The organism is Pseudomonas entomophila, assembly GCF_029193575.1.
GTDB classification, from domain to species: domain Bacteria; phylum Pseudomonadota; class Gammaproteobacteria; order Pseudomonadales; family Pseudomonadaceae; genus Aquipseudomonas; species Aquipseudomonas entomophila_G.
Genome location: NZ_JARGCS010000056.1, coordinates 453,891 through 474,566, shown reverse-complemented (window position 1 = coordinate 474,566; position 20,676 = coordinate 453,891). Strand labels below are relative to the sequence as shown.

The following is a 20,676-nucleotide window of genomic DNA, read 5'->3' as shown; positions in this document are numbered from 1 at the left end:
TTATTCATGACCGGCACCGCAAACAATGCTGAAGGCGAAAAGATTCTCATCGTGGACGACGACCCAGGGCTGAGCAGCCTGCTGGAACGTTTCTTCACCAGCAAGGGCTTCCGCGCCCGCGCCGTGCCCAATGTCGAGCAGATGGACCGCCTGCTGGCCCGTGAAGTCTTCAACCTGGTGGTGCTCGACCTGATGCTGCCCGGCGAGGATGGCCTGTCCGCCTGCCGTCGGCTGCGCGCGGCGAACAACCAGATCCCGATCATCATGCTCACCGCCAAGGGCGACGAGCTTAGCCGCATCAAGGGCCTGGAGCTGGGCGCCGACGACTACCTGGCCAAGCCGTTCAACCCCGACGAGCTGGTGGCCCGGGTCAAGGCCGTGCTGCGCCGTCAGGCGCCGAGCGTGCCGGGTGCCCCCGGCAGCGAAGACGAGACCGTCACCTTCGGCGACTACGAGCTGTCGCTGGCTACCCGCGAACTCAAGCGTGGCGAGGAAGTGCACATGCTCACCACCGGTGAGTTCGCTGTGCTCAAGGCCCTGGTCATGCACGCCCGTGAACCGCTGACCCGCGACAAGCTGATGAACCTGGCCCGTGGCCGGGAGTGGGATGCGCTGGAGCGTTCCATCGACGTGCAGATCTCGCGCCTGCGCCGGATGATCGAACCCGACCCGTCCAAACCGCGCTATATCCAGACAGTCTGGGGCGTGGGGTACGTCTTCGTGCCGGACGGAAACGCCGGCAAGTGAGCCGGCGCCAACGCGCGACAGGGCGACCCGGTTGGGTCGCCCTGTTTGCGTCTACGGTTCTCGGTATTACCCATTCGCTACCCGCATCGTGCAGTTGCCCTGAATGAAAACGCCTCTCTGGTTCCCGCAAAGCTTCTTCGCCCGCACACTGTGGCTGGTGCTGATCGTCGTCCTGTTCTCCAAGGCGCTGACCCTGGTGTACCTGCTGATGAACGAGGATGTCCTGGTCGACCGCCAATACAGTCACGGCGTGGCGCTGACCCTGCGCGCCTACTGGGCGGCGGACGAGGAAAACCGCGACAAGATCGCCGAGGCGGCAGGGTTGATCCGCGTGACCGGCTCGGGCGTGCCGGAAGGCGAGCAGCACTGGCCCTACAGCGAGATCTACCAGCGCCAGATGCAGGCCGAACTGGGCGAGGACACCGAGGTGCGCCTGCGCGTGCACGCGCCGCCGGCGCTGTGGGTCAACGCGCCAAGCCTGGGCCCGGGCTGGCTGAAGGTGCCGCTGTATCCGCACCCGCTGCGCGGGCAGAAAATCTGGAATGTGCTGGGTTGGTTCCTGGCCATCGGCCTGTTGTCCACCGCCTCGGCGTGGATCTTCGTGCGCCAGCTCAACCAGCCGCTCAAGCGCCTGGTATTCGCCGCCCGGCAGCTGGGTCAGGGGCGCAGCGTGCGCCTGCCGATCAGCGACACCCCCAGCGAGATGACCGAGGTGTACCGCGCTTTCAACCAGATGGCCGAGGACGTCGAGCAGGCCGGGCGCGAGCGCGAGCTGATGCTGGCGGGGGTATCCCACGACCTGCGCACACCGCTCACCCGCCTGCGTCTTTCGCTGTCGCTGATGGCCAGCGACCACGACCTGACCGACGATATGGTCCGCGATATCGAAGACATGGACGCGATTCTCGACCAGTTCCTGGCGTTCATCCGCGATGGCCGTGACGAGCCGGTGGAGGAGGTCGACCTGGGCGACCTGATCCGCGAGGTCGTGGCGCCCTACAACCAGCCGCAGGAGCGTGTGCGCCTGTGCCTGGAGCCGATTCCACCGTTCCCGCTGCGGCGGGTGTCGCTCAAGCGCATGCTCGGCAACCTGATCGGCAATGCGCTGCACCATGCGGGCAAGGGCGTCGAGGTGGCGGCTTATGTGTCCGGTGAGCAGGGCGCGCCGTACGTGGTGCTCAGCGTGCTCGACCGTGGCACGGGGATCGACGAATCGGAACTGGAAACCATCTTCAACCCGTTCATCCGCGGCGACCGCGCGCGTGGGGGCAAGGGCACCGGGCTGGGTTTGGCGATCGTCAAGCGCATTGCCGCGCAGCATGGCGGCAATGTCGAACTGCGTAATCGGTCCGGTGGCGGGATCGAGGCGCGGGTACGCTTGCCGCTTGGGCTGTTGCTGCCGCGCGACGCCGTGTGACGCCAATGCTGCCGCCGCGCCGACTGGGCGCGGTGGCGTTTTTCAGCCTTTGCCTTTGGTCCGCGTCTGGTTCGGCCCGCCATTCTTCTCCAGGTGCTCGATGATCATCCCGGCCACGTCCTTGCTGGTGGTGACCTCGATCCCCTCCAGCCCCGGCGAGGAATTCACCTCCATCACCAGTGGCCCGTGATTGGAGCGCAGGATATCCACACCGGCCACGCTCAGCCCCATCACCTTGGCCGCGCGAATGGCGGTCATGCGTTCTTCGGGGGTGATCTTGATCAGGCTGGCCACCCCGCCCCGGTGCAGGTTGGAGCGGAACTCACCCGGCTTGGCCTGGCGTTTCATCGACGCGATGACCTTGTCGCCGACCACGAAGCAGCGAATGTCGGCGCCGCCGGCTTCCTTGATGTACTCCTGAACCATGATGTTCTGCTTGAGCCCCATGAACGCCTCGATCACCGATTCGGCCGCCTTGGTGGTTTCGCACAGCACCACGCCAATGCCCTGGGTGCCTTCGAGCACCTTGATCACCAGCGGTGCGCCGTTGACCATCTGGATCAGGTCGGGGATGTCGTCCGGAGAGTGGGCGAAGCCGGTGATCGGCAGGCCGATGCCGCGCCGTGACAGCAGTTGCAGCGAACGCAGCTTGTCACGCGAGCGGGCGATGGCCACCGATTCGTTGAGTGGGTACACGCCCATCATCTCGAACTGGCGCAGCACCGCGCAGCCATAGAAGGTCACCGAGGCGCCGATACGCGGGATCACGGCATCGAAGCCCTCCAGCGGCTTGCCGCGGTAGTGGATCTGCGGCTTGTGGCTGGCGATGTTCATGTAGGCGCGCAGGGTGTCGATCACCACCATTTCGTGGCCGCGCTGGGTACCGGCCTCGACCAGGCGGCGGGTGGAATACAGGCGCGGGTTGCGCGACAGGATGGCGATCTTCATGCAGCACCTGTGACAGGGGAAAGGGTGGCCGGGAAGGCCGGTTTGTCCTGGACGTACTTCAGGCCCGGGTTGACCACCAACTGGCCATGGATCAGCGCCTTGGAGCCGAGCAGCAGGCGATAGCGCATGTTCTTGCGACAGGCCAGGGTGAACTCCACCTCCCACACCCGGTCGCCCAGCGCCAGTGGCGTGCGGATCACGTAGCGGGTCTGGGCCTGGCCGTTGGAGCTCTTGATGGTCTTCATGGTCACCAGTGGCGCCTCGCAGCGTCGGTGGCGCAGTTGCACCACCGAGCCCAGGTGGGCGGTGAAGCGCACCCAGGGTTGGCCGTCGCGCTCGAAGGTCTCGACCTCCGTGGCGTGCAGGCTGGAGGTGCTGGCGCCGGTGTCGATCTTCGCGCGCAGCCCGGCCAGGCCGAGGTCGGGCAGGGCGACCCACTCGCGCAGGCCAATCACTGTCAGATGGTCAAATGTTTTCACGAAGCACACCCTGCGAATGAGGTGGTGAACTGTAAGCACGGCGCGGACTTTTTGCATCCGCCAGTTACGGTAGTACAGTTCCGTTAAAGACAGAATTCGAGGGAAGGGTATGGCAGGCAAGTCTGACGAAGACGACAAGGTACGCTTGGACAAATGGCTCTGGGCGGCGCGCTTCTACAAGACCCGGGCCCTGGCCAAGGCGGCCATCGAAAGTGGCAAGGTGCATTGCCGTGGCGAGCGCTGCAAGCCGGGCAAGGAGCCGCGGTTAGGGGATGAGTTCGTGCTGCGCACCGGGTTCGACGAACGCACCGTGGTGGTCAAGGCGCTGTCGGTGGTGCGGCGGGGCGCGCCGCAGGCGCAGGCGCTGTACGAAGAGACCGAGGACAGCGTGCGCCGCCGCGAACAGGCGGCCGAGCTGCGCAAGGCCGGCGCCATGGGGGTGACCACCGACGGGCGTCCGACCAAGAAGCAGCGGCGGCAGATTCATCAGTTGCAGGGCAGCTACGAGGCGTAGGGCTGCGTGGCAGCCCCTGTATCGATCAGTGCCTGCGGATCACGCTCAAGCGCCCGGCCAGCGGCACCTTCTCTAGCATGCCGAACAAGGGCTCGGTCCAGCGCACCAGCGCCGAACTGGCCCGTGCCGCCAGCGGCGTATGCACGGTCCAGCCCAGCGCCAGCAGCGCCATGCCCAGGCCACCGATGTAGTCGTCCTGACCCCAGTGTGCGCCCGCCACTAGCCGTGGAAGCATGAACAGCCCGGCCAGCCCCCAGATCACCAGCTTCTGCACTGCGCGCCGGCTGAACATCCCCATGAACAGCGCCCAGAGCAGCAGCACCGAGGCATGGTCACCGGGGAAGCTCTTGCTGGAGCGGTCCTTCAGCTCCCAGTGGGCCTCCAGCTGTGGGTAGTAATTGCTCAGGCGAATGGCGTCCTCGAACACCATCGACGGGCTGTCGTGTTGCCACCCCGATGCATCCACCCACTTGGAAAACAGCGCGCGCACCACCACTAAGAGGATCAGGCTGACGAGAAAGCCGAACAGCGCCCGGCGCACCTGGCAGGCCTCGAACACCCAGTCGCCGCGGATCAGCAGGCTGAGCAGCACCAGGCCGACGACGATGTCGAAGGGGCGCAGGCTGCCGAGTGTCCACACATAGCGCCAGGCGCTGTTGTCGGCCAACGGGCCGTTGAGGCTGTGGAACAGCCACTCGTCGAAAGTCAGGCACAGGATCTGGCCAAACGGCCATAACCAGAAACACAGTAAGGCAAGGGGCAGCAGGGTGCAGGCTGTCAAAGGTCCCCAGGACCACTTGTGTTGGAACAGTGGTCGATTCTCCATAAACTACCTCTATTGCATGCAGCGAAATGTGAGCGCGGTAATACGCTCTGCGAAGGCCTTCTCAGGCTCTTGCAACATTTTGTCATTCCTTCAGCATTTTTCAGATAGCCAGAAGCCATGAGCGATTTACCTGATACCGATTTCACCCAACGTTTCATCTTCGACGAGCGCGATGTGCGCGGCGAGTGGGTGGCGCTAGATCGCAGCTACGCCGATGTGCTGGCTCGTCATCCCTACCCGCAACCGGTCGCCGAGCTGCTTGGCGAGCTCATGGCGGCGACCGCGTTGTTGGTCGGCGCGCTCAAGTTCGACGGCTTGCTGATTCTGCAGGCGCGTTCGCAAGGGCCGATTCCCTTGCTGATGGTGGAATGCTCCGGTGAGCGCGAAATCCGTGGCATGGCGCGTTACGAGGCAGAACAGATTCCCGCCGCTGCGACGCTGGAGCAACTGATGCCCGGCGGCCACCTGACCCTGACCATCGACCCGGTCAAAGGCCAGCGGTATCAAGGCACCGTGGAACTTGACGGCGCAAACCTGTCTGAATGCTTCACCAACTATTTCGTGCAGTCGCAGCAGCTGAACACCCGTTTCTGGCTCGACGCCAAGGACGGCAAGGCCCGTGGCCTGCTGTTGCAGCAACTGCCACGCGACCGTCAGCCGGACGACGAAGAGCGCGAAGAAAGCTGGCAGCACGTGGTCGCCCTGGCCGGTACCCTCAAGCCAGAAGAGTGGGCACTGGACAACGAAACACTGCTGCACCGCCTTTATCACGAAGATGCCGTGCGCCTGTTCGATATCCAGCCCCTGCGTTTCCACTGCAGTTGCTCACGCGAACGTTCCGGCAACGCATTGGTCAGTCTTGGCGAGCACGATGCGAAGGCGTTGGTGGCGGAATGCGGCGGCACGGTGGAGATCGACTGCCAGTTCTGCAACGAGCGTTATTTCTTCGATGCCAACGACGTGGCGCAATTGTTCGCTGGTGGTGGCACGGACGAAGCGTCGGAAACTCTTCACTGAAACGCTTCACTACAGGAGATTTTCCTGTCTAATCGCGCGAAAGCGCAGTTACGACAGGAGGGGCCTACTTTTTTTGGGCGTTTCTGGCATAATCCGGCCACTTTTTTCGCTGTAGTAGTTTTAGACAAGCAACTACAAAACGTTTGGAGCACTCGGCCTCGGGCCGGATGGGGTATCTCATGACGCAAGCCAACAACACCGTGTACACCGACCTGACCGTCGATGAGCTGGTAAAAGAAGCGCTGTCCCGCGGTGAAGGCGTGCTGGCCGATACTGGCGCACTGGTCGTCGAAACCGGCCACCGTACCGGTCGTTCGCCTGTTGACCGTTTCATCGTCGAAGAACCGTCCACCCAGGACGCCATTGCCTGGGGCCCGATCAACCGCAAGTTCCCGGCCGACAAGTTCGATGCCCTGTGGGCGCGCGTCGAGGCGTTCAACAACGCCCAGGATCACTTCGTGTCCTACGTGCACGTAGGGGCCGCTGCCGAGCACTACCTGCCGGTCAAGATGACCACCCAGACCGCCTGGCAGAACCTGTTCGGCCGTTGCCTGTTCATCAACCCGGAGAAAGGCCAGTTCAACCCGGCCGGCCGTGAGCAGTGGCAGATCCTCAACGTCGCCAACTACATCTGTGATCCAGAGCGTGACGGCACCAACTCCGACGGTTGCGTGATTCTCAACTTCGCCCAGAAGAAGGTGCTGATCGCCGGCATGCGCTACGCCGGTGAAATGAAGAAAGCCATGTTCTCGGTGCAGAACTTCCTGCTGCCTGCCGCCGACGTGCTGCCGATGCACTGCGCCGCCAACATCGGTGAAGAGGGCGACGTGACCCTGTTCTTCGGCCTGTCCGGCACTGGCAAGACCACCCTGTCGGCCGACGAGAGCCGCTACCTGATCGGTGACGACGAGCACGGTTGGGGCGAGGGCGTCGTGTTCAACATGGAAGGCGGCTGCTACGCCAAGTGCATCGACCTGTCCGAGAAGAACGAGCCGGTCATCTGGAAATCCATCAAGCACGGCGCGGTACTGGAGAACGTCGTTCTCGACGCCAACCAGCACGCCGACTACGCCGATGTCAGCCTGACCCAGAACAGCCGCGCCGCCTACCCGCTGGAGCACGTCGCCAAGCGTGCCGAAGCCAACCTGGGTGGTGAGCCGAACGCGGTCATCTTCCTGACCTGCGACCTGACCGGCGTATTGCCTCCGGTGTCGATCCTGAACAACGAGCAGGCCGCGTACCACTTCCTGTCCGGTTACACCGCGCTGGTCGGTTCCACCGAAATGGGTTCGGGCGGCGGCATCAAGTCGACCTTCTCCACCTGCTTCGGCGCGCCGTTCTTCCCGCGTCCGGCTGGCGAGTACGCCGAGTTGCTGATCAAGCGCATCAACGGCTTCGGCTCGAAGGTCTACCTGGTCAACACCGGCTGGACCGGCGGTGGCTACGGTGTCGGCAAGCGCTTCAGCATCCCGACCACCCGTGGCGTGATCGCCGCGATCCAGAGCGGCGCGTTGGTCGGTGCCGAAACCGAGCACCTGGACATCATCAACCTGGACGTGCCGAAGGCCGTGCCGGGTGTCGAGACCGAGCTGCTCAACCCGCGCAACACCTGGGCTGACAAGGCCGCCTACGACGAAGCCGCCAAGGGCCTGGCCAAGCTGTTCACCGAGAACTTCAAGAAGTTCGACGTTTCCGACGCCATCAAGGCCGCTGGCCCGCAGCTCTAAGCGGTCGCCGGTTCGGATGACGAAGCCGCCCCTCGGGGCGGCTTTTTCGTTTGTCTGGAAGGGGGGGCTGGCGCTGCTGGCCCCGCGATTGCGTCGGTATGTGCGCCCCGAGTCCGGGGATTTCTGATTCACTTACACAATCCCTCCGATGAACTGAGCACAGCCCATGAGCGAATCTCTAGAACGCCCGGCCTTCCAGCACTTCCACCCCATCCTCACCCGCCCCCAGGACAACGACCTCAACGGCCACTTGGCCGGCGCCACCGTGCACGGCTATTTCGAGACCGCCATCCAGGCCTTCCTGGTCGAACAGGCCGAGCTGGACCTGCGTGACGGTGCGCTGGCCGGCTTCGTGGTCAGTTCGGCGGCGGATTTCTATGCGCTGCCGGGCTTCCCAGACGTGCTCGAAGTGGGCCTGGGCGTAGCGCGCCTGGCCGGCAGCACGGTGGAGTACCGCCTGGCGCTGTTCCGCCCCGGCGAGCCGCAGGCTTGTGCGGCGGGTACGGTGGTTCAGGTGTTCGTCGAGCGCGCCAGTGGCCGACCAGCGCAGTTGCCCGAGGCGCTGCAGTTGATTCTGGCGGGGCTGTCGCTCAATCGTTGAGGCGGATGATCCCCTCGCGCACGGCGAACAGCACCAGGCCGGGCACGTCGTGGATCTGCAGGCGGTGCATGATCTGCGAGCGGTGCGCCTCGATGGTCTTGATGCTCAGGCCCAGACCGTCGGCGATCGAGCGGGTGCTCTCGCCACGGGCGATCAGGCGCAGGATTTCCAGTTGGCGTGTGGTCAGCGGCACCTGCACGTTGCCTACCGGGCGCTTGCGGTTGTGCTTGAGGGCCTGGCTGATAACTAGGGGCAGCACCGCCGACGACAGGTACTGGCCGCCGCCCCGCAGTGCCTGCAACGCCTGTTCGAGCTCAGCGACGCTGGCGTTCTTGAGCAGGAAACCCTGGGCGCCGAGTTGCAGGCAGCTCATCACGTGTTCCAGTTCGGAGCGCGCGGAGAACATCAGCACACGGGTGGCCGGGGCGCGGATGAACAGCTCCTGCAACACCTGCTGGCAATCCAGGGCGTCGCTGTTCATGTCCAGCACGATGATGTCCGGCTTGAGCTTTTCCGCCATCGCCACGGCGCTCATGCCGTCACTGGTGTCCCCCACCACGGCGTAGTCTTTCTTTTGTTCGAGCAAGGCGCGCAGGCCGGCGCGGAAAAGAGGCGAGTCGTCGGCAAGCAGGATTCGGCAGGGCATGGTTCAAGGCCTGTTTCGCTAGGGAAGTGGGGCGGCAGGCCTGCTCGGTCCGGAAGCGCACTGCCGCGCGGGCGCGCGATCAGTCCTTGTCTGCCGGTCAGTGCGGCAGTGCTGTTCATCATAGGCGTTCGAATACCGACGGCAGTAGTGGGCGCAGCGGCAGGTCCAGCCCGTGGATGCTTTCGCTGTGGCCGATCACCAGCACGCCCCCCGGGCGCAAGTGCAGGACCACGCGCCGCAGCACATCGGCCCGGTGTCGCTCGGTGAAGCTGGCGAGCAGGTTGCGCAGGACGATGACATCGAACGCGCCCAGTGCCGTGGGCAATGGGTGGATCAGGTTGATCGTCTCGAAGCGTACCTGTTCGCGCAGCGCCGGGGCGATGCGCAGACGGCCGGCCATGTCGTCGACACCGCACAGGCAGTGGCGGCCGAGCCAACCGTCGGGGAAGTAACGCGCCTGTGCGATGTCGTAGACGCCGACGTTGGCCTGCTGCAACAGTGCCCCGTTGCAATCGCTGGCCAGCACCTCCCAGCCCGCGTATGGGGCGTGTTCGGCGCAGACCATGGCCAGGCTCCAGGCTTCTTCACCGCTGGCGCAGGCGGCGCTCCACAGGCGCGGAGGGTGGCCCAGGCCAGGCAGCCAGCGGGCGAGGAATTCGAAGTGACGGTGTTCCCGGAAGAAATAGGAGTCGTGGGCGATCAGCAGGCCTAGCAGGTGTTGTTGTTCGTTATGGAGCGGGTCGCTGTCGAGCAGGTCGAGGTAGCTATCGAAGTCCGCCAGGCGCAGGGCGCGCAGGCGTTTGTGCAGGCGGCTGGCGATCAGCGTGCGGCGGTCGTGCGCCAGGTGCACGCCGGTGGCATGGACGACCCTGTCGCGCAGGCGCTGGAAGTTGGCGTCGTTGAGCAGAGGAGGGCGTACGGCAGCGGTCATCCGGCAGCCTTCAGGTGCCCGGGCCGTCCTGTTGGATCGACGATGATCGTGCGCATTCCCTGCGTCCCGCGTGTGATTGTGGATATAGGGGATGATAACTAGTGGCAACTTGCCTCCATATCGGGGCCACCCCTAATCCTCAGGCTTTGCCGGCATGCAAAAGGCCCCGCCGGGTCGGGCGGGGCCTTAGGTGTGCGACGTAAGCCGTGTGGGCCGATCAGTGGCGCCAGTGGCGCTTGTGCTTGCGGTGGCCGTAATGATTGCCACGGTCCCAGTGGCGGCGGTCGTCGTAGCCACGGTTGTAGCGGCGTTCACGGCGTTCGTCATCGTCGGCCTTGTTGCCCATGTAGTTGCCCAGCGCACCACCTGCGCCACCGCCAGCGGCGGCGCCGATGTAGCTACCGGTGGTACCGCCGACCTGGCGACCGATCACGTTGCCGCCGGCCGCACCCAAGGCGCCACCGATGGCGGCTTCGCCACGCTGGCGCTTGTCGGCACCGACCGCGCTGCCTGCGGCGCCGCCCAGGCCCGCGCCGATCGCCGAGCCGGTGCTACCGCCGATGGACTGGCCGACCACCGAGCCGAGTACCCCACCCAATGCGCCGCCAATGCCGGCCTCGGTGGTGCCGCCTGCCATGGCAACGCCGCTGAGCAGGCCGAAAGACAACAACAGAATCGAGGAGTACTTCTTCATCAAGAGAGCCTCAGAGGGAAGACGACGCGAATTTGAGGCTCGGCGAGGCGGCTGGCAATGGAAATCCGACGATTGGCACGAGTTGTACACAATTTGCTAAGTTGCTGATTTTGTTGTGAAACTTTTCCTATTTTTGTAGGTCTTAGGCTACTTGAGACAGAAAAGCCCCGGCCGTTTGGCCGGGGCTTTTTCGTTGTGGCGGGCCCCATCGCGGGGTGGCCGATGTCAGATGATCCGCCCATCCCCCCGCGCCGCTTCCAGCTTGATCGCAATGAACTTCGAGGTTGGCGTGTGGCTGCCGTGGCCGATGCTCTCCAGCGGCACCAGCGGGTTCACCTCGGGGTAATAGGCCGCCGCCTGCCCCGCCGGAATGTCGAACGCCAGCAGGGTGAAACCGTGCACCCGACGCTCGTGCTCATCGCCCCACAGCGAGACGATGTCGACCTTCTGCCCCGGTTGGAAGCCCAGGCGAATGATGTCGGCCTCGTTGACGAACAGCACCTCGCGCTGGCCGCGTACACCGCGGTAGCGGTCGTCCAGGCCGTAGATGGTGGTGTTGTACTGGTCGTGCGAGCGCATCGATTGCAGGATCAGGTCCGGCAGTTGGCCGCTGGCGCGCACGCGCTCGTCCAGCAGGCTGTCGGGCAGCAGGTTGGGCTTGAAGTTGGCGCGGCCGCTGGTGGTCTTCCACTGACGGCTGCCGGCGCTGTTGCCCAGGTAGAAGCCACCCGGCAGGTTCAGGCGCTGGTTGAAGTCGGTGAAGCCCGGGATGGTGTCGGCGATCAGGTCGCGAATGCGGTCGTAGTCGGCCACCACCCAGTGCCAGTCCACCGGTTGCGCGCCCAGCGTAGCGGCGGCAATGCCGGCGACCACTGCAGGCTCCGAGCGCATCTGCTTGGACAGTGGGCGCAACTGGCCGTTGGAGGCGTGGACCATGCTGAACGAGTCTTCCACCGTCACCGCCTGCGGGCCGTCGGCCTGCAGGTCGATGTCGGTGCGACCCAGGCACGGCAGAATCAACGCCTGCTGGCCGTGGATCAGGTGGCTGCGGTTGAGCTTGGTGCTGATGTGCACGGTCAGCGCGCAGTTGCGCAGGGCCTGGGCGGTGCGCTCGGTGTCCGGGGTCGCCTGGGCGAAGTTGCCGCCCAGGCCGATGAACACCTTGGCGCGGCCTTCGAGCATGGCGTGGATCGCCTCGACGGTGTTGTGGCCGTTGTGGCGCGGCACCGGGAAGCCGAAGCGCTTTTCGATGGCATCGAGCAGGAACGCCGGTGGGCGCTCGTTGATGCCCATGGTGCGGTCGCCTTGCACGTTGCTGTGACCGCGCACCGGGCACAGGCCTGCACCGGGCACGCCGACGTTGCCGCGCAGCAGCATCAGGTTGACGATTTCCTGGATGGTCGGCACCGAATGGCGGTGCTGGGTGATGCCCATCGCCCAGCACATGATCACCCGCTTGCCACGGCAGTACATGCGCGCGGCCAGCTCGATATCGGCCATCTGCAGGCCGGACTGTTCGAGGATCCGCTCCCATGGCGTGGCATCGACCACGGCCAGGTACTCATCGACGCCATGGCCGTGCTCGGCGATGAACACGTGGTCGAACACCGCCGGCTCGCCCTTGGCCTGGGCCTCGCGCTCCCATTGCAGGAGGAACTTGGCCATGCCGCGCAGCAGTGCCATGTCGCCGCCCAGGGCCGGGCGGAAGAACGCGGTGTTGGTCGGGCGGTCGGTGTTGGTGAGCATCTCCAGCGGGTTCTGCGGGTGCTGGAAGCGCTCCAGGCCACGCTCCTTGAGCGGGTTGACGCACACCACCTGGGCGCCGCGCTTCACTGCGTCGCGCAGCGGGTCGAGCATGCGTGGGTGGTTGGTGCCAGGGTTCTGGCCCCAGACGAAGATCGCGTCGGCGTGCTCGAAGTCATCGTAGGTGACCGTGCCCTTGCCCACGCCGACGCTCTGGCCCAGGGCCACGCCACTGGCCTCGTGGCACATGTTCGAGCAGTCGGGGAAGTTGTTGGTGCCATAGGCGCGCACGAACAGCTGGTAGAGGAACGCCGCCTCGTTGCTGGCCCGGCCGGAGGTATAGAACTCGGCCTGGTCGGGCGACTCCAGCGCGTTCAGGTGCTGGGCGATCAAGGCGAAGGCGGCCTCCCAGTCGATCGGCTTGTAGCGGTCGCTGGCCGGGTCGTAGACCATCGGTTCGGTCAGCCGCCCCTGGTACTCGAGCCAGTAGTCGCTCTGCTCGAGCAGCGCACTGACGCTGTAGCGGGCGAAGAAGGCGGCGTCGACGCGGCGCTTGGTGGCTTCCCAGTTGACCGCCTTGGCGCCGTTCTCGCAGAACTTGACCATGCCGCTTTCCGGCGAGTCGCCCCAGGCGCAGCCGGGGCAGTCGAAGCCGCCGTTCTGGTTGGTCTTGAGCAGGGCGCGGATGTTCTTCAGCGCGTTGTCGCTGCCGACCCAGGCTTTCGCCACGCTGCGCAGCGCGCCCCAGCCGCCGGCAGGGCCGGGGTAGGGCTTGTAGCGGGGTGTGGAGGCGGGGGCGTTGTCGGGAAGTTTTTCGAACGAGGTCACGGCTGTGCTACTCCGACGCAGGGCTGAACACCCGAGGTGCGCTGTGCTTGGGCAAGTGGATGAGGTTGAGGTTGTGCTTGCGCGCCCATTGCAGGGCAAGGCCGGTGGGCGCGGACAGGCTGACCAGGGTCTGGATGCCGGCGCGCAGCACCTTCTGGATCAGTTCCAGGCTGCAACGGCTGGTGACGATGGCCAGGCCGCCGTCGGTGTCGATGGCGCGGCGCAGCAGGGCGCCGATCAGCTTGTCCAGGGCGTTGTGCCGGCCGATGTCTTCGCGGCCCAGCAGCAGCTCGCCGTGGCGGTCCATGAACAGTGCTGCATGCACCGCGCCACAGTGCTGGCCAAGGGGCTGGAACGCATCGATGCGCTGGCGCAGGTCATTCAGCCAGTGCGCCGGCGGCAAGGGCGCGCCCGGCAACACGCTCAGTTCCGGCAGGGCCTGCTCCAGGGCCTCCACGCCGCACAGGCCGCAGCCACTGGTGCCGGCCAGCTGGCGGCGCTGGTCCTTGAGGTTCCAGAAGGCGCGGCTGGAGATCTGCAGGTCGGCGTACAGCGCCGAACCGCTGCCGGAGAGCTTCACGTCGTAGATTTCAGCGAGGCTGGCGACGATGCCACTGCCGACGCTGAAGCCCACCGCGAAGTCTTCCAGGTCGGTGGGGCTGACCAGCATCACCGCCTGGTTCAGGCCGTTGTAGACGATGGCCAGGGCCACTTCTTCGGCCAGGGGCGTGCTGTCGCTCGCCTGGTCGGTGAGCTGGACGTACTCGTAGGTGTTGCTGGCGTCAGGCAGCGCCAGGGAAGTGGGCGCCGCGCAGACCGGTGGCTTGCTGTTCATCGAGGCGCAATTCCGGCGGCTTTTTACCTGCACAAGCCTAGGCTCGCGGGGCTGCGGCGTCTAATCGCTAGGGTCTATGCCGTGATAGAGCGCATCGATGGGCGGCCGGGGCGGGGAGGGTAATCCTGGCCTAGACTCGTGGGTTCCGAGGACACATCAACAAGGAGCACGTCATGAGCCTGTTCAGTTTCGTGAAGGAAGCCGGCGAGAAGTTGATCGACCTGCTGACCCCCGGCAACGCCAACGCCGAGGAGCAGTTGAAGAAGCATGTGGAGGTTGTCGGCCTGGGCAATCCGAACATCAGCGCCACGGTGGAAGGCGACAAGGTCATCCTGAAGGGCGAGGTGGCCAGCCAGGAAGAGAAGGAGAAGATCATCCTCGCCGCCGGCAACATCGCCGGGGTGGCGTCGGTCGACGACCAGATCACCGTGACCGGGCCGGTGGCCCAGGCGGCGCGGTTCGTCACCGTGAAGTCGGGGGATACCCTCAGTGCCATCGCCAAGGCCGCGTATGGCGATGCGAACCAATACGACAAGATCTTCCAGGCCAACAAGCCGATGCTCAAGCACCCGGACAAGATCTACCCAGGGCAAGTGTTGCGGATTCCTGATTGACGCAGGCAGTGGCGCCATCGCGGGCTTGCCCCGCGAGAGGGGCTACAGCTGCGTCAACAGCGCGTCCAATTGCTCCTGGCGCTGCGCTTGGTTCACCTGCGCCCCGGGGTTGAGCGTCGACCACTGCGGATGCGCCCGCGCCTTGCCCAGCGCCTCCGGCAGCTTGCCTTCGCGCCAAGCCTTTTCCTCCGGCTCGCCCAGGCGAATGCTGTCTTGCGCCGCGTGGCCGCGACCGTCCAGCGCCACCATCAGCTGCTGCTGGCGCAACGCAAGCAGGCGCAGCACGTTGTCGTCCACGGTCAGCTCGCGCTGGCCCTTGAGCTTGCCCATCAGCCGCGCGCCATAGTTGCGCGCGGTCTGCAATGCGCCACCGGCGATCGCCCCGGCCAGGGCGGCGGCGCCGAGGGTCAGGCCGCCGACCAGCAGGTCGACCCCCGCCCCTGCCGCCGCCCCCGCCGCCACACCGCTGCCCAGGCGCACACCCAGCAGCTTCAAGGTTTCGGGGTTGAACAGGTCGTCGCCCCAGCGGCCATCGAGCAGCGGCAGGTCGCCGGCCTTGGCGTCCTCGCGGCGGAAGGCGTAGAGCTTGAGCAGCGCCTCGACGCAGCGCTGCTCGCACTGGCGCACGTCCTGGCGCAGGGCCTCGATGGCGCGGGCTTCGGCGGCAGGCTCGGCCTCGACACTGCGCCGGCAGGCGGCGCAGTCGAGCAGCAACTCGGCGATCAGGCGCTTGCCGCTGTGCTGGCGGGCCAGGCGCTGGGCCTGCTGGTCGTCGATCAACCGTTGCAAGGCTGGGCGTGCGTCCTCCAGCAGCAGGGCCAGGCTTTCGTAAAGGCGGCGTTCGCCGTCCTCCGGCGGGGCCACGCTGTCGAACCGCACCAGCGCGTGCAGGCCCAGGCGTGCCAGGGCCTCGCGCCACTCCGGCTCGCGGTGCTGGTGGCTGGCGACGAAGTTCAGCACCGGCAGCAGCGGCTTGCCGCAACCGGCCAGCACCTCCAGCTCGTCGCGGTACTTGGCCAGCACCGGCTCGCGGGCGTCGATCACGTAGAGTCCGGCATTGCTCGCCAGCAGTTGACGCAGCACCTTGGCTTCCTGCTCGAAGCGCTGGCGCGCCTCGCTGCCCTGGAGGAAGCGCTCCAGCCGCGCCGGGCCGTCGAGGCGCTCGCCAGGGCGCTCCAGGCGTTCCAGGTAGTCGAGCAGGGCGATGGCGTCTTCAAGGCCCGGGGTGTCGTAGAGCTCCAGCAGCGGCTGGCCGTCCACCGACAGCCGCGCGCCCTCCACGTGGCGGGTGGTGCTGGGGCGGTGGGAGACTTCGCCGAAGCCGACGTCACGGGTCAGGGTGCGCAGCAGCGAGGTCTTGCCGACGTTGGTGTGGCCAACCACGGCCAGTTTCAGTGGCTCAGTCATGACCGTGCTCCAGCCAGGTCAGGGGCGAGGTGTCGGCGTGGGTCAGGCCGAGGCGGTCGAGGGCATCGTGCCAGTCGCCCAGGCGTGCGGCGTCCAACGCCTGGCCGGGCAGGCCCTGGAGCAGCCAGACACGCGTGGCGCCGGCATTGCGCGCCAGCTCGGCGAGCAGCGCCAGGCTGCCACGGTCCGGTGAGCGGCGTGGGTCGCAGGCGATGGCCAGGCGCGCCGGGGGAAAGCGGCCGAGTTGTTCGAGCAGCTTGTTGCGCGACTCGCGGCTGTCGAGCACGCCGGCATGGGTGACGGCCTTCGGCAGGGCCGGGGGCCAGGGGCGCTGGTCGTCCAGTTCCAGGCCGACCAGCAGGGCGCCGCTGCTGCCGCTTTCCAACTGCCCGGCCTGGAAGCGCGGCAGGGCGTCCGGCGCGGCGTCCTGCACGCCGAGGCGTTCGCTGCGCGGCATCAAGGTGTCGCGCAGTTGGGCATAGCCGGGCAGGCTCACATCCAGCGCCAGGCGCGCGCGGCCCTGGTGCCAGCGCCACAGACACAGGGCGGCGAGCAGCAGGCGTGGCAGCAGGCCGTACACCAGCACCACGCCGAGCAGCCAACTGGCCCAGGCCTGACGTGCACCGTCGAGCACCGGCAGGGTAGCGCCGCTGGCGCGGATCATCGCTTCGTCCGGCACGGCGAAGCCGAGCAGCGAGGGCAGGGCGCCCAGGGTGTTGGTCAGGGTGATGAAGGGGGCGGCGGCGAGCAGGGTGGTTTCCCAGACGAAGCCGTAGCGCCGCGCGGCCAGCAGCGCCAGCAGCATGCCCAGCGCCGCGAGCATCGCCAGCAGCCACAGGCCATGCACCAGCAGGCCGAGCAACCAGCGGCTCAGGCGCTGGCGTTGCAGCAGCACCAGCAGCGCGGGTGCGAGGTGCGCGGCCTGGGCGTCGCGCGCCAGGCGTTCGCTCAGCCACAGCCACACACGGCCCAGCGCCGCGCCCTGTTCGCCGGCGAGGCAGAGGCCCACCGCCCAGCCGAGCAGCAGCAAGAGGTTCAGCCCCAGCAGACTGCCCAGGGCCCAGAACACGTTGACCGGGCGCTGGCCATCGCCGAGGGCGGCCAGGCCCAGGCCGGCGCCGCTGAGCGCGGCGACGATCGCCAGGGCCAGCAGCGCCAGGCGCGCGCCTTGCTTCCAGTGGCGCAGGGCCTGCGTCATGCCATCGCGTTCGGCCAGCCACAGGGCGCGGCTTTGCAGGCGCGCCGCCAAGTCGCCACCCTGCTGGCGGGCGCGGCGGTTGGCTTCCTGGTCCTCCAGGGGGCCGGCGTGTTCTTCACGCAGGCGCACCGCTTCGGTGAGCCAGCGCTTGTCCAGTTCGGTCGGTGCAGTCACAAGCGATTCCATTGCACGGGTCAGGGCAGAAGCATAACCCACGTGCCCGGTGCTATCCTCGCCGGCATGAAGACATCACTCCCCCTCAGCCTGATCGCGGCCCTCGCCGAGAACCGCGTCATCGGCATCGACAACTCCATGCCCTGGCACCTGCCGGGGGATTTCAAGTACTTCAAGGCCACCACCCTGGGCAAGCCGATCATCATGGGCCGCAAGACCTGGGACTCGCTCGGCCGTCCGCTGCCGGGCCGGCTGAACCTGGTGGTCAGCCGCCAGCCGGGGCTGGAGCTGGCCGGCGCCGAGGTGTTCGCTTCGTTGGAAGAGGCCTTGGTGCGCGCCGAACAATGGGCGCGCGAGCAGGGCGTCGACGAGCTGATGCTGATCGGCGGCGCGCAGTTGTATGGGCAGGCGCTGGAGAAGGGGTTGGTCAGCCGCATGTACCTGACCCGCGTCGAGTTGTTGCCGAAGGGCGATGCGTGGTTCCCCGCCTTCGACCAGGCCGAGTGGCAGTTGGCCTCGAGCGCGCCACAAGCACCCGAGGGTGAAGGCCCTGCCTACCACTTCGAGGTCTGGAACAAGGCCTGACCTTGCTTGGGGCCGCCGCGCGGCCCCAACCATTCCTCAGGAATGGCTCAATTGCGCATGCTCATCGTCGGCCAGCACCTGCTGGTCGGTCTGCTTGAGCAACTGGCTGGTCACCACCCCGGCGGTCATCGACCCGTTCACGTTCAGCGCCGTGCGGCCCATGTCGATCAACGGCTCCACCGAAATCAGCAGCGCCACCAGTTCCACCGGCAAGCCCATGGCTGGCAGCACGATCAGCGCAGCGAAGGTCGCGCCACCGCCGACCCCGGCGACACCCGCCGAGCTCAGGGTGACGATGGCCACCAGGGTGGCGATCCACAGCGGGTCGAAGGTGTCGATGCCCACCGCCGGGGCCACCATCACCGCCAGCATCGCCGGGTACAGCCCGGCGCAGCCGTTCTGGCCGATGGTCGCGCCGAACGAGGCGCTGAAGCTGGCGATCGACTGAGGCACGCCCAGGCGCCGGGTCTGCGCCTCGATGTTCAGCGGAATGCTGGCGGCGCTGGAGCGGCTGGTGAAGGCGAAGGTCAGCACCGGCCAGACCTTGCGGAAAAAGCGCAGGGGGCTGACACCCGTGAACGCCAGGATGATCCCGTGCACCACGAACATCAGGCCCAGGCCGAGGTACGACACCACCACGAAGCTGCCCAGCTTGAGGATGTCGTCGAGGTTGGAGTTGGCCACCACCTTGCTCATCAGCGCCAGCACGCCGTAGGGGGTGAGCTTCATCACCAGGCGCACCAGGCGCATCACCCAGGCCTGCAGGGTGTCGATGGCCGACAGCGCGCGCTGGCCTTTGTCCTGGTCATCCTTGATCAACTGCAGCGCGGCCAGGCCCAGGAACACGGCGAAGATCACCACGCTGATGATCGAAGTCGGCTTGGCCCGCGCCAGGTCGCCCACCGGGTTGCTGGGGATGAACGACAGCAGCAACTGCGGCACGTTGAGGTCGGCGACCTTGCCGGCGTAGTCGCTGTTGATGGTCGCCAGGCGTGCGGTCTCCTGGGCGCCGGCCACCAGCCCTTCGGCACTGAGGCCGAACAGGTTGGTCAGGACGATGCCGATCAGCGCGGCGATGGCGGTGGTCAGCAGCAGCGTGCCAATGCTCAGCACGCTGATCCGCCCCAGCGATGAGGCGTTGTGCAGGCGCGCCACGGCGCTGAGGATCGAGGCGAAGATCAGCGGCATGACGATCATCTGCAACAACCCGACATAGCCGTTGCCGACCAGGTCGAGCCAGGCGATGGTGGCCTTGAGCACCGGGTGGCCGGCGCCATAGATCGTGTGCAGCACAAGGCCGAACAGCACGCCCAGCACCAGGCCCAGCAGGACCTTCTTGGCCAGGCTCCAGTCGGTGCGGCCGGTTTGCGCCAGGCCCAGCAGCAGGGCCAGGAACGCCAGCAGGTTGAGGGAAAGCGGCAGGTTCATTGAAGCTCCAGGAAAACAGTAGGGGCATCGCTTCTGCTGAGCGATTGCGAACGGAAATGCTAACAGTCTGAAAACAAACGAATTTATACCTAAAGGGAATTTAGATAGTCGTTTATGGAATATGGCGGCGTCGCGCTTGGCAATGAACGCGACGTTGTAGGGTGTTTCAAGGTCGCTCTCGGATGACGGCGTGTCACAGTCTTTGACTAGCGTTAACCGACCACTTCTCGGGAGAACCACACATGATGTCCGTTCCGAAAGCCCTGGTCGGCGGGCTGGCCTTGTTGTTGAGCGCCAGCACCTGGGCCGCCACCGAACTCAAGCACTGGCCAGCGGAGGCTGCAAAGCAGCTTGACGCGATGATTGCCGCGAACGCCAACAAGGGTAACTACGCGGTCTTCGACATGGACAACACCAGCTACCGCTACGACCTCGAAGAGTCGCTGCTGCCGTTCATGGAGAACAAGGGCCTGCTCAGCCGCGACAAGCTCGACCCGTCGCTGAAGCTGATCCCGTTCAAGGACACCGCCGAGCACAAGGAGAGCCTGTTCAGCTATTACTACCGCCTGTGCGAAATAGACGACATGGTCTGCTACCCCTGGGTGGCGCAAGTGTTTTCCGGCTTCACCCTCAAGGAGCTGAAGGTGCAGGTGGACGAGTTGATGGCCTCCGGCAAGCCGGTGCCCAGCACCTATTACGAAGGTGACCAGGTCAAGCGCATCGAGGTGCAGCCGCCGAAGGTCTTCACCGGGCAGGCCGAGCTGTACAACAAGCTGATGGAGAACGGCATCGAGGTGTACGTGATCTCCGCCGCCTCCGAGGAGCTGGTGCGCATGGTCGCCTCCGACCCCAAGTACGGCTACAACGTCAAGCCCGAGAACGTGATCGGCGTGAGCCTGCTGCTCAAGGATCGCCAGAGTGGCCAACTGACCACCGCGCGCAAGCAGGTGACCGACGGGCACTACGACCCGAAAGCCAATGAGGGGTTGGAGCTGACGCCCTACCTGTGGACCCCGGCGACCTGGATGGCCGGCAAGCAGGCGGCCATCCTCACCTACATCGACCAGTGGAAGAAACCGGTGCTGGTCGGTGGCGACACCCCCACCAGTGATGGCTACATGCAGTTCCATGGCGTGGACGTGGGCAAGGGCGGCATCCACCTGTGGATCAACCGCAAGGCCAAGTACATGGACCAGTTGAACGGAATGATCAAGCACAATGCCGAGGCCCAGGCCCGCGAAGGGCTGCCGGTGACGGCGGACAAGAACTGGGTGATCGTGACGCCGGAGCAGATTCAATAAGCGATGGACTGGCTGT

The 20,676-nt window shown here is 65.9% G+C and carries 20 protein-coding genes; 9 read left to right on the top strand and 11 right to left on the bottom strand.

Translation table 11 applies throughout. From position 1 onward, the window contains the following. Positions 1-6: 6 nt before the first annotated feature. Entirely contained in the window at positions 7-747 is a 741-nt protein-coding gene (gene ompR / locus P0Y43_RS25895; RefSeq protein WP_275640092.1) for a two-component system response regulator OmpR, read from the top strand. A 103-nt stretch (positions 748-850) separates the two neighbouring features. Beyond that, positions 851-2,164 carry an ATP-binding protein gene (locus P0Y43_RS25890; RefSeq protein ID WP_275640091.1) on the top strand — a complete coding sequence of 438 codons (1,314 nt, stop codon included), beginning with the start codon at positions 851-853 and terminating at the stop codon, positions 2,162-2,164. Between the two features lie 42 nt (positions 2,165-2,206). Here P0Y43_RS25890 and rimK read toward each other — a convergent pair whose 3' ends face one another. Both rimK and P0Y43_RS25880 read right to left on the bottom strand, forming a co-directional pair. Then, positions 2,207-3,112, bottom strand: coding sequence for a 30S ribosomal protein S6--L-glutamate ligase (rimK, locus tag P0Y43_RS25885; protein ID WP_275640090.1), 906 nt, complete (start codon positions 3,110-3,112; stop codon positions 2,207-2,209). Further along, positions 3,109-3,591: an ATP-dependent zinc protease family protein gene (locus P0Y43_RS25880; RefSeq protein ID WP_275640089.1), complete on the bottom strand. Its 483-nt coding sequence runs from the start codon at positions 3,589-3,591 to the stop codon at positions 3,109-3,111. Before P0Y43_RS25880 ends, rimK begins: the two co-directional genes overlap by 4 nt. A 109-nt stretch (positions 3,592-3,700) precedes the next feature. On the opposite strand from P0Y43_RS25880, the gene P0Y43_RS25875 reads away from it, so the two are divergent. Then, positions 3,701-4,105, top strand: coding sequence for an RNA-binding S4 domain-containing protein (locus P0Y43_RS25875; protein WP_275640088.1), 405 nt, complete (start codon positions 3,701-3,703; stop codon positions 4,103-4,105). A gap of 25 nt (positions 4,106-4,130) precedes the next feature. On the opposite strand, the gene P0Y43_RS25870 is transcribed toward P0Y43_RS25875, so the two are convergent. Further along, positions 4,131-4,931, bottom strand: coding sequence for a phosphatase PAP2 family protein (locus P0Y43_RS25870; RefSeq protein WP_275640087.1), 801 nt, complete (start codon positions 4,929-4,931; stop codon positions 4,131-4,133). Between the two features lie 117 nt (positions 4,932-5,048). Between P0Y43_RS25870 and hslO the strand changes: the two genes are divergently transcribed. From hslO to P0Y43_RS25855, 3 genes are all read left to right on the top strand, one after another. Continuing rightward, a complete protein-coding gene (gene hslO / locus P0Y43_RS25865) occupies positions 5,049-5,948 on the top strand; it encodes an Hsp33 family molecular chaperone HslO (protein ID WP_275640086.1) in 900 nt (299 codons plus the stop codon). A gap of 179 nt (positions 5,949-6,127) precedes the next feature. Then, entirely contained in the window at positions 6,128-7,675 is a 1,548-nt protein-coding gene (locus tag P0Y43_RS25860) for a phosphoenolpyruvate carboxykinase (protein WP_275640085.1), read from the top strand. Between the two features lie 166 nt (positions 7,676-7,841). Beyond that, on the top strand, positions 7,842-8,276 hold the full coding sequence (locus P0Y43_RS25855) for an acyl-CoA thioesterase (protein ID WP_275640084.1): 435 nt from the start codon (positions 7,842-7,844) through the stop codon (positions 8,274-8,276). Here P0Y43_RS25855 and P0Y43_RS25850 read toward each other — a convergent pair. From P0Y43_RS25850 to fdhD, 5 genes are all read right to left on the bottom strand, one after another. Continuing rightward, the gene (locus P0Y43_RS25850; RefSeq protein ID WP_275640083.1) at positions 8,266-8,922 is read right to left on the bottom strand and encodes a response regulator; all 657 of its coding nucleotides are present in this window, start codon (positions 8,920-8,922) and stop codon (positions 8,266-8,268) included. The genes P0Y43_RS25855 and P0Y43_RS25850 overlap by 11 nt on opposite strands. Positions 8,923-9,040: 118 nt before the next feature. Then, the gene (locus P0Y43_RS25845) at positions 9,041-9,853 is read right to left on the bottom strand and encodes a CheR family methyltransferase (protein WP_275640082.1); all 813 of its coding nucleotides are present in this window, start codon (positions 9,851-9,853) and stop codon (positions 9,041-9,043) included. Positions 9,854-10,070: 217 nt separating this feature from the next. Beyond that, on the bottom strand, positions 10,071-10,547 hold the full coding sequence (locus P0Y43_RS25840; protein ID WP_275640081.1) for a glycine zipper domain-containing protein: 477 nt from the start codon (positions 10,545-10,547) through the stop codon (positions 10,071-10,073). A gap of 225 nt (positions 10,548-10,772) precedes the next feature. Continuing rightward, positions 10,773-13,118, bottom strand: a complete 2,346-nt coding sequence (locus P0Y43_RS25835) for an FdhF/YdeP family oxidoreductase (protein WP_275640080.1) — start codon at positions 13,116-13,118, stop codon at positions 10,773-10,775. Between the two features lie 7 nt (positions 13,119-13,125). Continuing rightward, on the bottom strand, positions 13,126-13,953 hold the full coding sequence (gene fdhD, locus P0Y43_RS25830; RefSeq protein ID WP_275640079.1) for a formate dehydrogenase accessory sulfurtransferase FdhD: 828 nt from the start codon (positions 13,951-13,953) through the stop codon (positions 13,126-13,128). A 173-nt stretch (positions 13,954-14,126) separates the two neighbouring features. Here fdhD and lysM point away from each other — a divergent pair, with 173 nt between their 5' ends. Further along, positions 14,127-14,567, top strand: a complete 441-nt coding sequence (gene lysM, locus P0Y43_RS25825) for a peptidoglycan-binding protein LysM (protein ID WP_275640078.1) — start codon at positions 14,127-14,129, stop codon at positions 14,565-14,567. A 42-nt stretch (positions 14,568-14,609) separates the two neighbouring features. Here the strand turns inward: lysM and P0Y43_RS25820 are convergent, their stop codons facing one another. After that, a complete protein-coding gene (locus P0Y43_RS25820; protein ID WP_275640077.1) occupies positions 14,610-15,974 on the bottom strand; it encodes a GTPase/DUF3482 domain-containing protein in 1,365 nt (454 codons plus the stop codon). Continuing rightward, positions 15,967-17,358, bottom strand: a complete 1,392-nt coding sequence (locus P0Y43_RS25815) for a DUF2868 domain-containing protein (RefSeq protein ID WP_275640076.1) — start codon at positions 17,356-17,358, stop codon at positions 15,967-15,969. Before P0Y43_RS25815 ends, P0Y43_RS25820 begins: the two co-directional genes overlap by 8 nt. A gap of 54 nt (positions 17,359-17,412) precedes the next feature. Between P0Y43_RS25815 and P0Y43_RS25810 the strand changes: the two genes are divergently transcribed. Continuing rightward, the gene (locus P0Y43_RS25810; protein WP_275640075.1) at positions 17,413-17,931 is read left to right on the top strand and encodes a dihydrofolate reductase; all 519 of its coding nucleotides are present in this window, start codon (positions 17,413-17,415) and stop codon (positions 17,929-17,931) included. A 36-nt stretch (positions 17,932-17,967) separates the two neighbouring features. Here P0Y43_RS25810 and P0Y43_RS25805 read toward each other — a convergent pair whose 3' ends face one another. Continuing rightward, entirely contained in the window at positions 17,968-19,359 is a 1,392-nt protein-coding gene (locus P0Y43_RS25805) for an L-cystine transporter (RefSeq protein WP_275640074.1), read from the bottom strand. A 245-nt stretch (positions 19,360-19,604) separates the two neighbouring features. Between P0Y43_RS25805 and P0Y43_RS25800 the strand changes: the two genes are divergently transcribed. Beyond that, positions 19,605-20,660: a haloacid dehalogenase-like hydrolase gene (locus tag P0Y43_RS25800; RefSeq protein WP_430540290.1), complete on the top strand. Its 1,056-nt coding sequence runs from the start codon at positions 19,605-19,607 to the stop codon at positions 20,658-20,660. Positions 20,661-20,676: the final 16 nt, after the last annotated feature.

Bases quoted from the DNA above. Each gene is read 5' to 3' on its own strand.
- ompR (WP_275640092.1), top strand. From the start codon at position 7: ATGACCGGCACCGCAAACAATGCTGAAGGCGAAAAGATTCTCATCGTG.
- P0Y43_RS25890 (WP_275640091.1), top strand. From the start codon at position 851: ATGAAAACGCCTCTCTGGTTCCCGCAAAGCTTCTTCGCCCGCACACTG.
- rimK (WP_275640090.1), bottom strand. From the start codon at position 3,112: ATGAAGATCGCCATCCTGTCGCGCAACCCGCGCCTGTATTCCACCCGC.
- P0Y43_RS25875 (WP_275640088.1), top strand. From the start codon at position 3,701: ATGGCAGGCAAGTCTGACGAAGACGACAAGGTACGCTTGGACAAATGG.
- P0Y43_RS25870 (WP_275640087.1), bottom strand. From the start codon at position 4,931: ATGGAGAATCGACCACTGTTCCAACACAAGTGGTCCTGGGGACCTTTG.
- hslO (WP_275640086.1), top strand. From the start codon at position 5,049: ATGAGCGATTTACCTGATACCGATTTCACCCAACGTTTCATCTTCGAC.
- P0Y43_RS25860 (WP_275640085.1), top strand. From the start codon at position 6,128: ATGACGCAAGCCAACAACACCGTGTACACCGACCTGACCGTCGATGAG.
- P0Y43_RS25855 (WP_275640084.1), top strand. From the start codon at position 7,842: ATGAGCGAATCTCTAGAACGCCCGGCCTTCCAGCACTTCCACCCCATC.
- P0Y43_RS25850 (WP_275640083.1), bottom strand. From the start codon at position 8,922: ATGCCCTGCCGAATCCTGCTTGCCGACGACTCGCCTCTTTTCCGCGCC.
- P0Y43_RS25845 (WP_275640082.1), bottom strand. From the start codon at position 9,853: ATGACCGCTGCCGTACGCCCTCCTCTGCTCAACGACGCCAACTTCCAG.
- P0Y43_RS25840 (WP_275640081.1), bottom strand. From the start codon at position 10,547: ATGAAGAAGTACTCCTCGATTCTGTTGTTGTCTTTCGGCCTGCTCAGC.
- fdhD (WP_275640079.1), bottom strand. From the start codon at position 13,953: ATGAACAGCAAGCCACCGGTCTGCGCGGCGCCCACTTCCCTGGCGCTG.
- lysM (WP_275640078.1), top strand. From the start codon at position 14,127: ATGAGCCTGTTCAGTTTCGTGAAGGAAGCCGGCGAGAAGTTGATCGAC.
- P0Y43_RS25820 (WP_275640077.1), bottom strand. From the start codon at position 15,974: ATGACTGAGCCACTGAAACTGGCCGTGGTTGGCCACACCAACGTCGGC.
- P0Y43_RS25815 (WP_275640076.1), bottom strand. From the start codon at position 17,358: ATGGAATCGCTTGTGACTGCACCGACCGAACTGGACAAGCGCTGGCTC.
- P0Y43_RS25810 (WP_275640075.1), top strand. From the start codon at position 17,413: ATGAAGACATCACTCCCCCTCAGCCTGATCGCGGCCCTCGCCGAGAAC.
- P0Y43_RS25805 (WP_275640074.1), bottom strand. From the start codon at position 19,359: ATGAACCTGCCGCTTTCCCTCAACCTGCTGGCGTTCCTGGCCCTGCTG.
- P0Y43_RS25800 (WP_430540290.1), top strand. From the start codon at position 19,605: ATGTCCGTTCCGAAAGCCCTGGTCGGCGGGCTGGCCTTGTTGTTGAGC.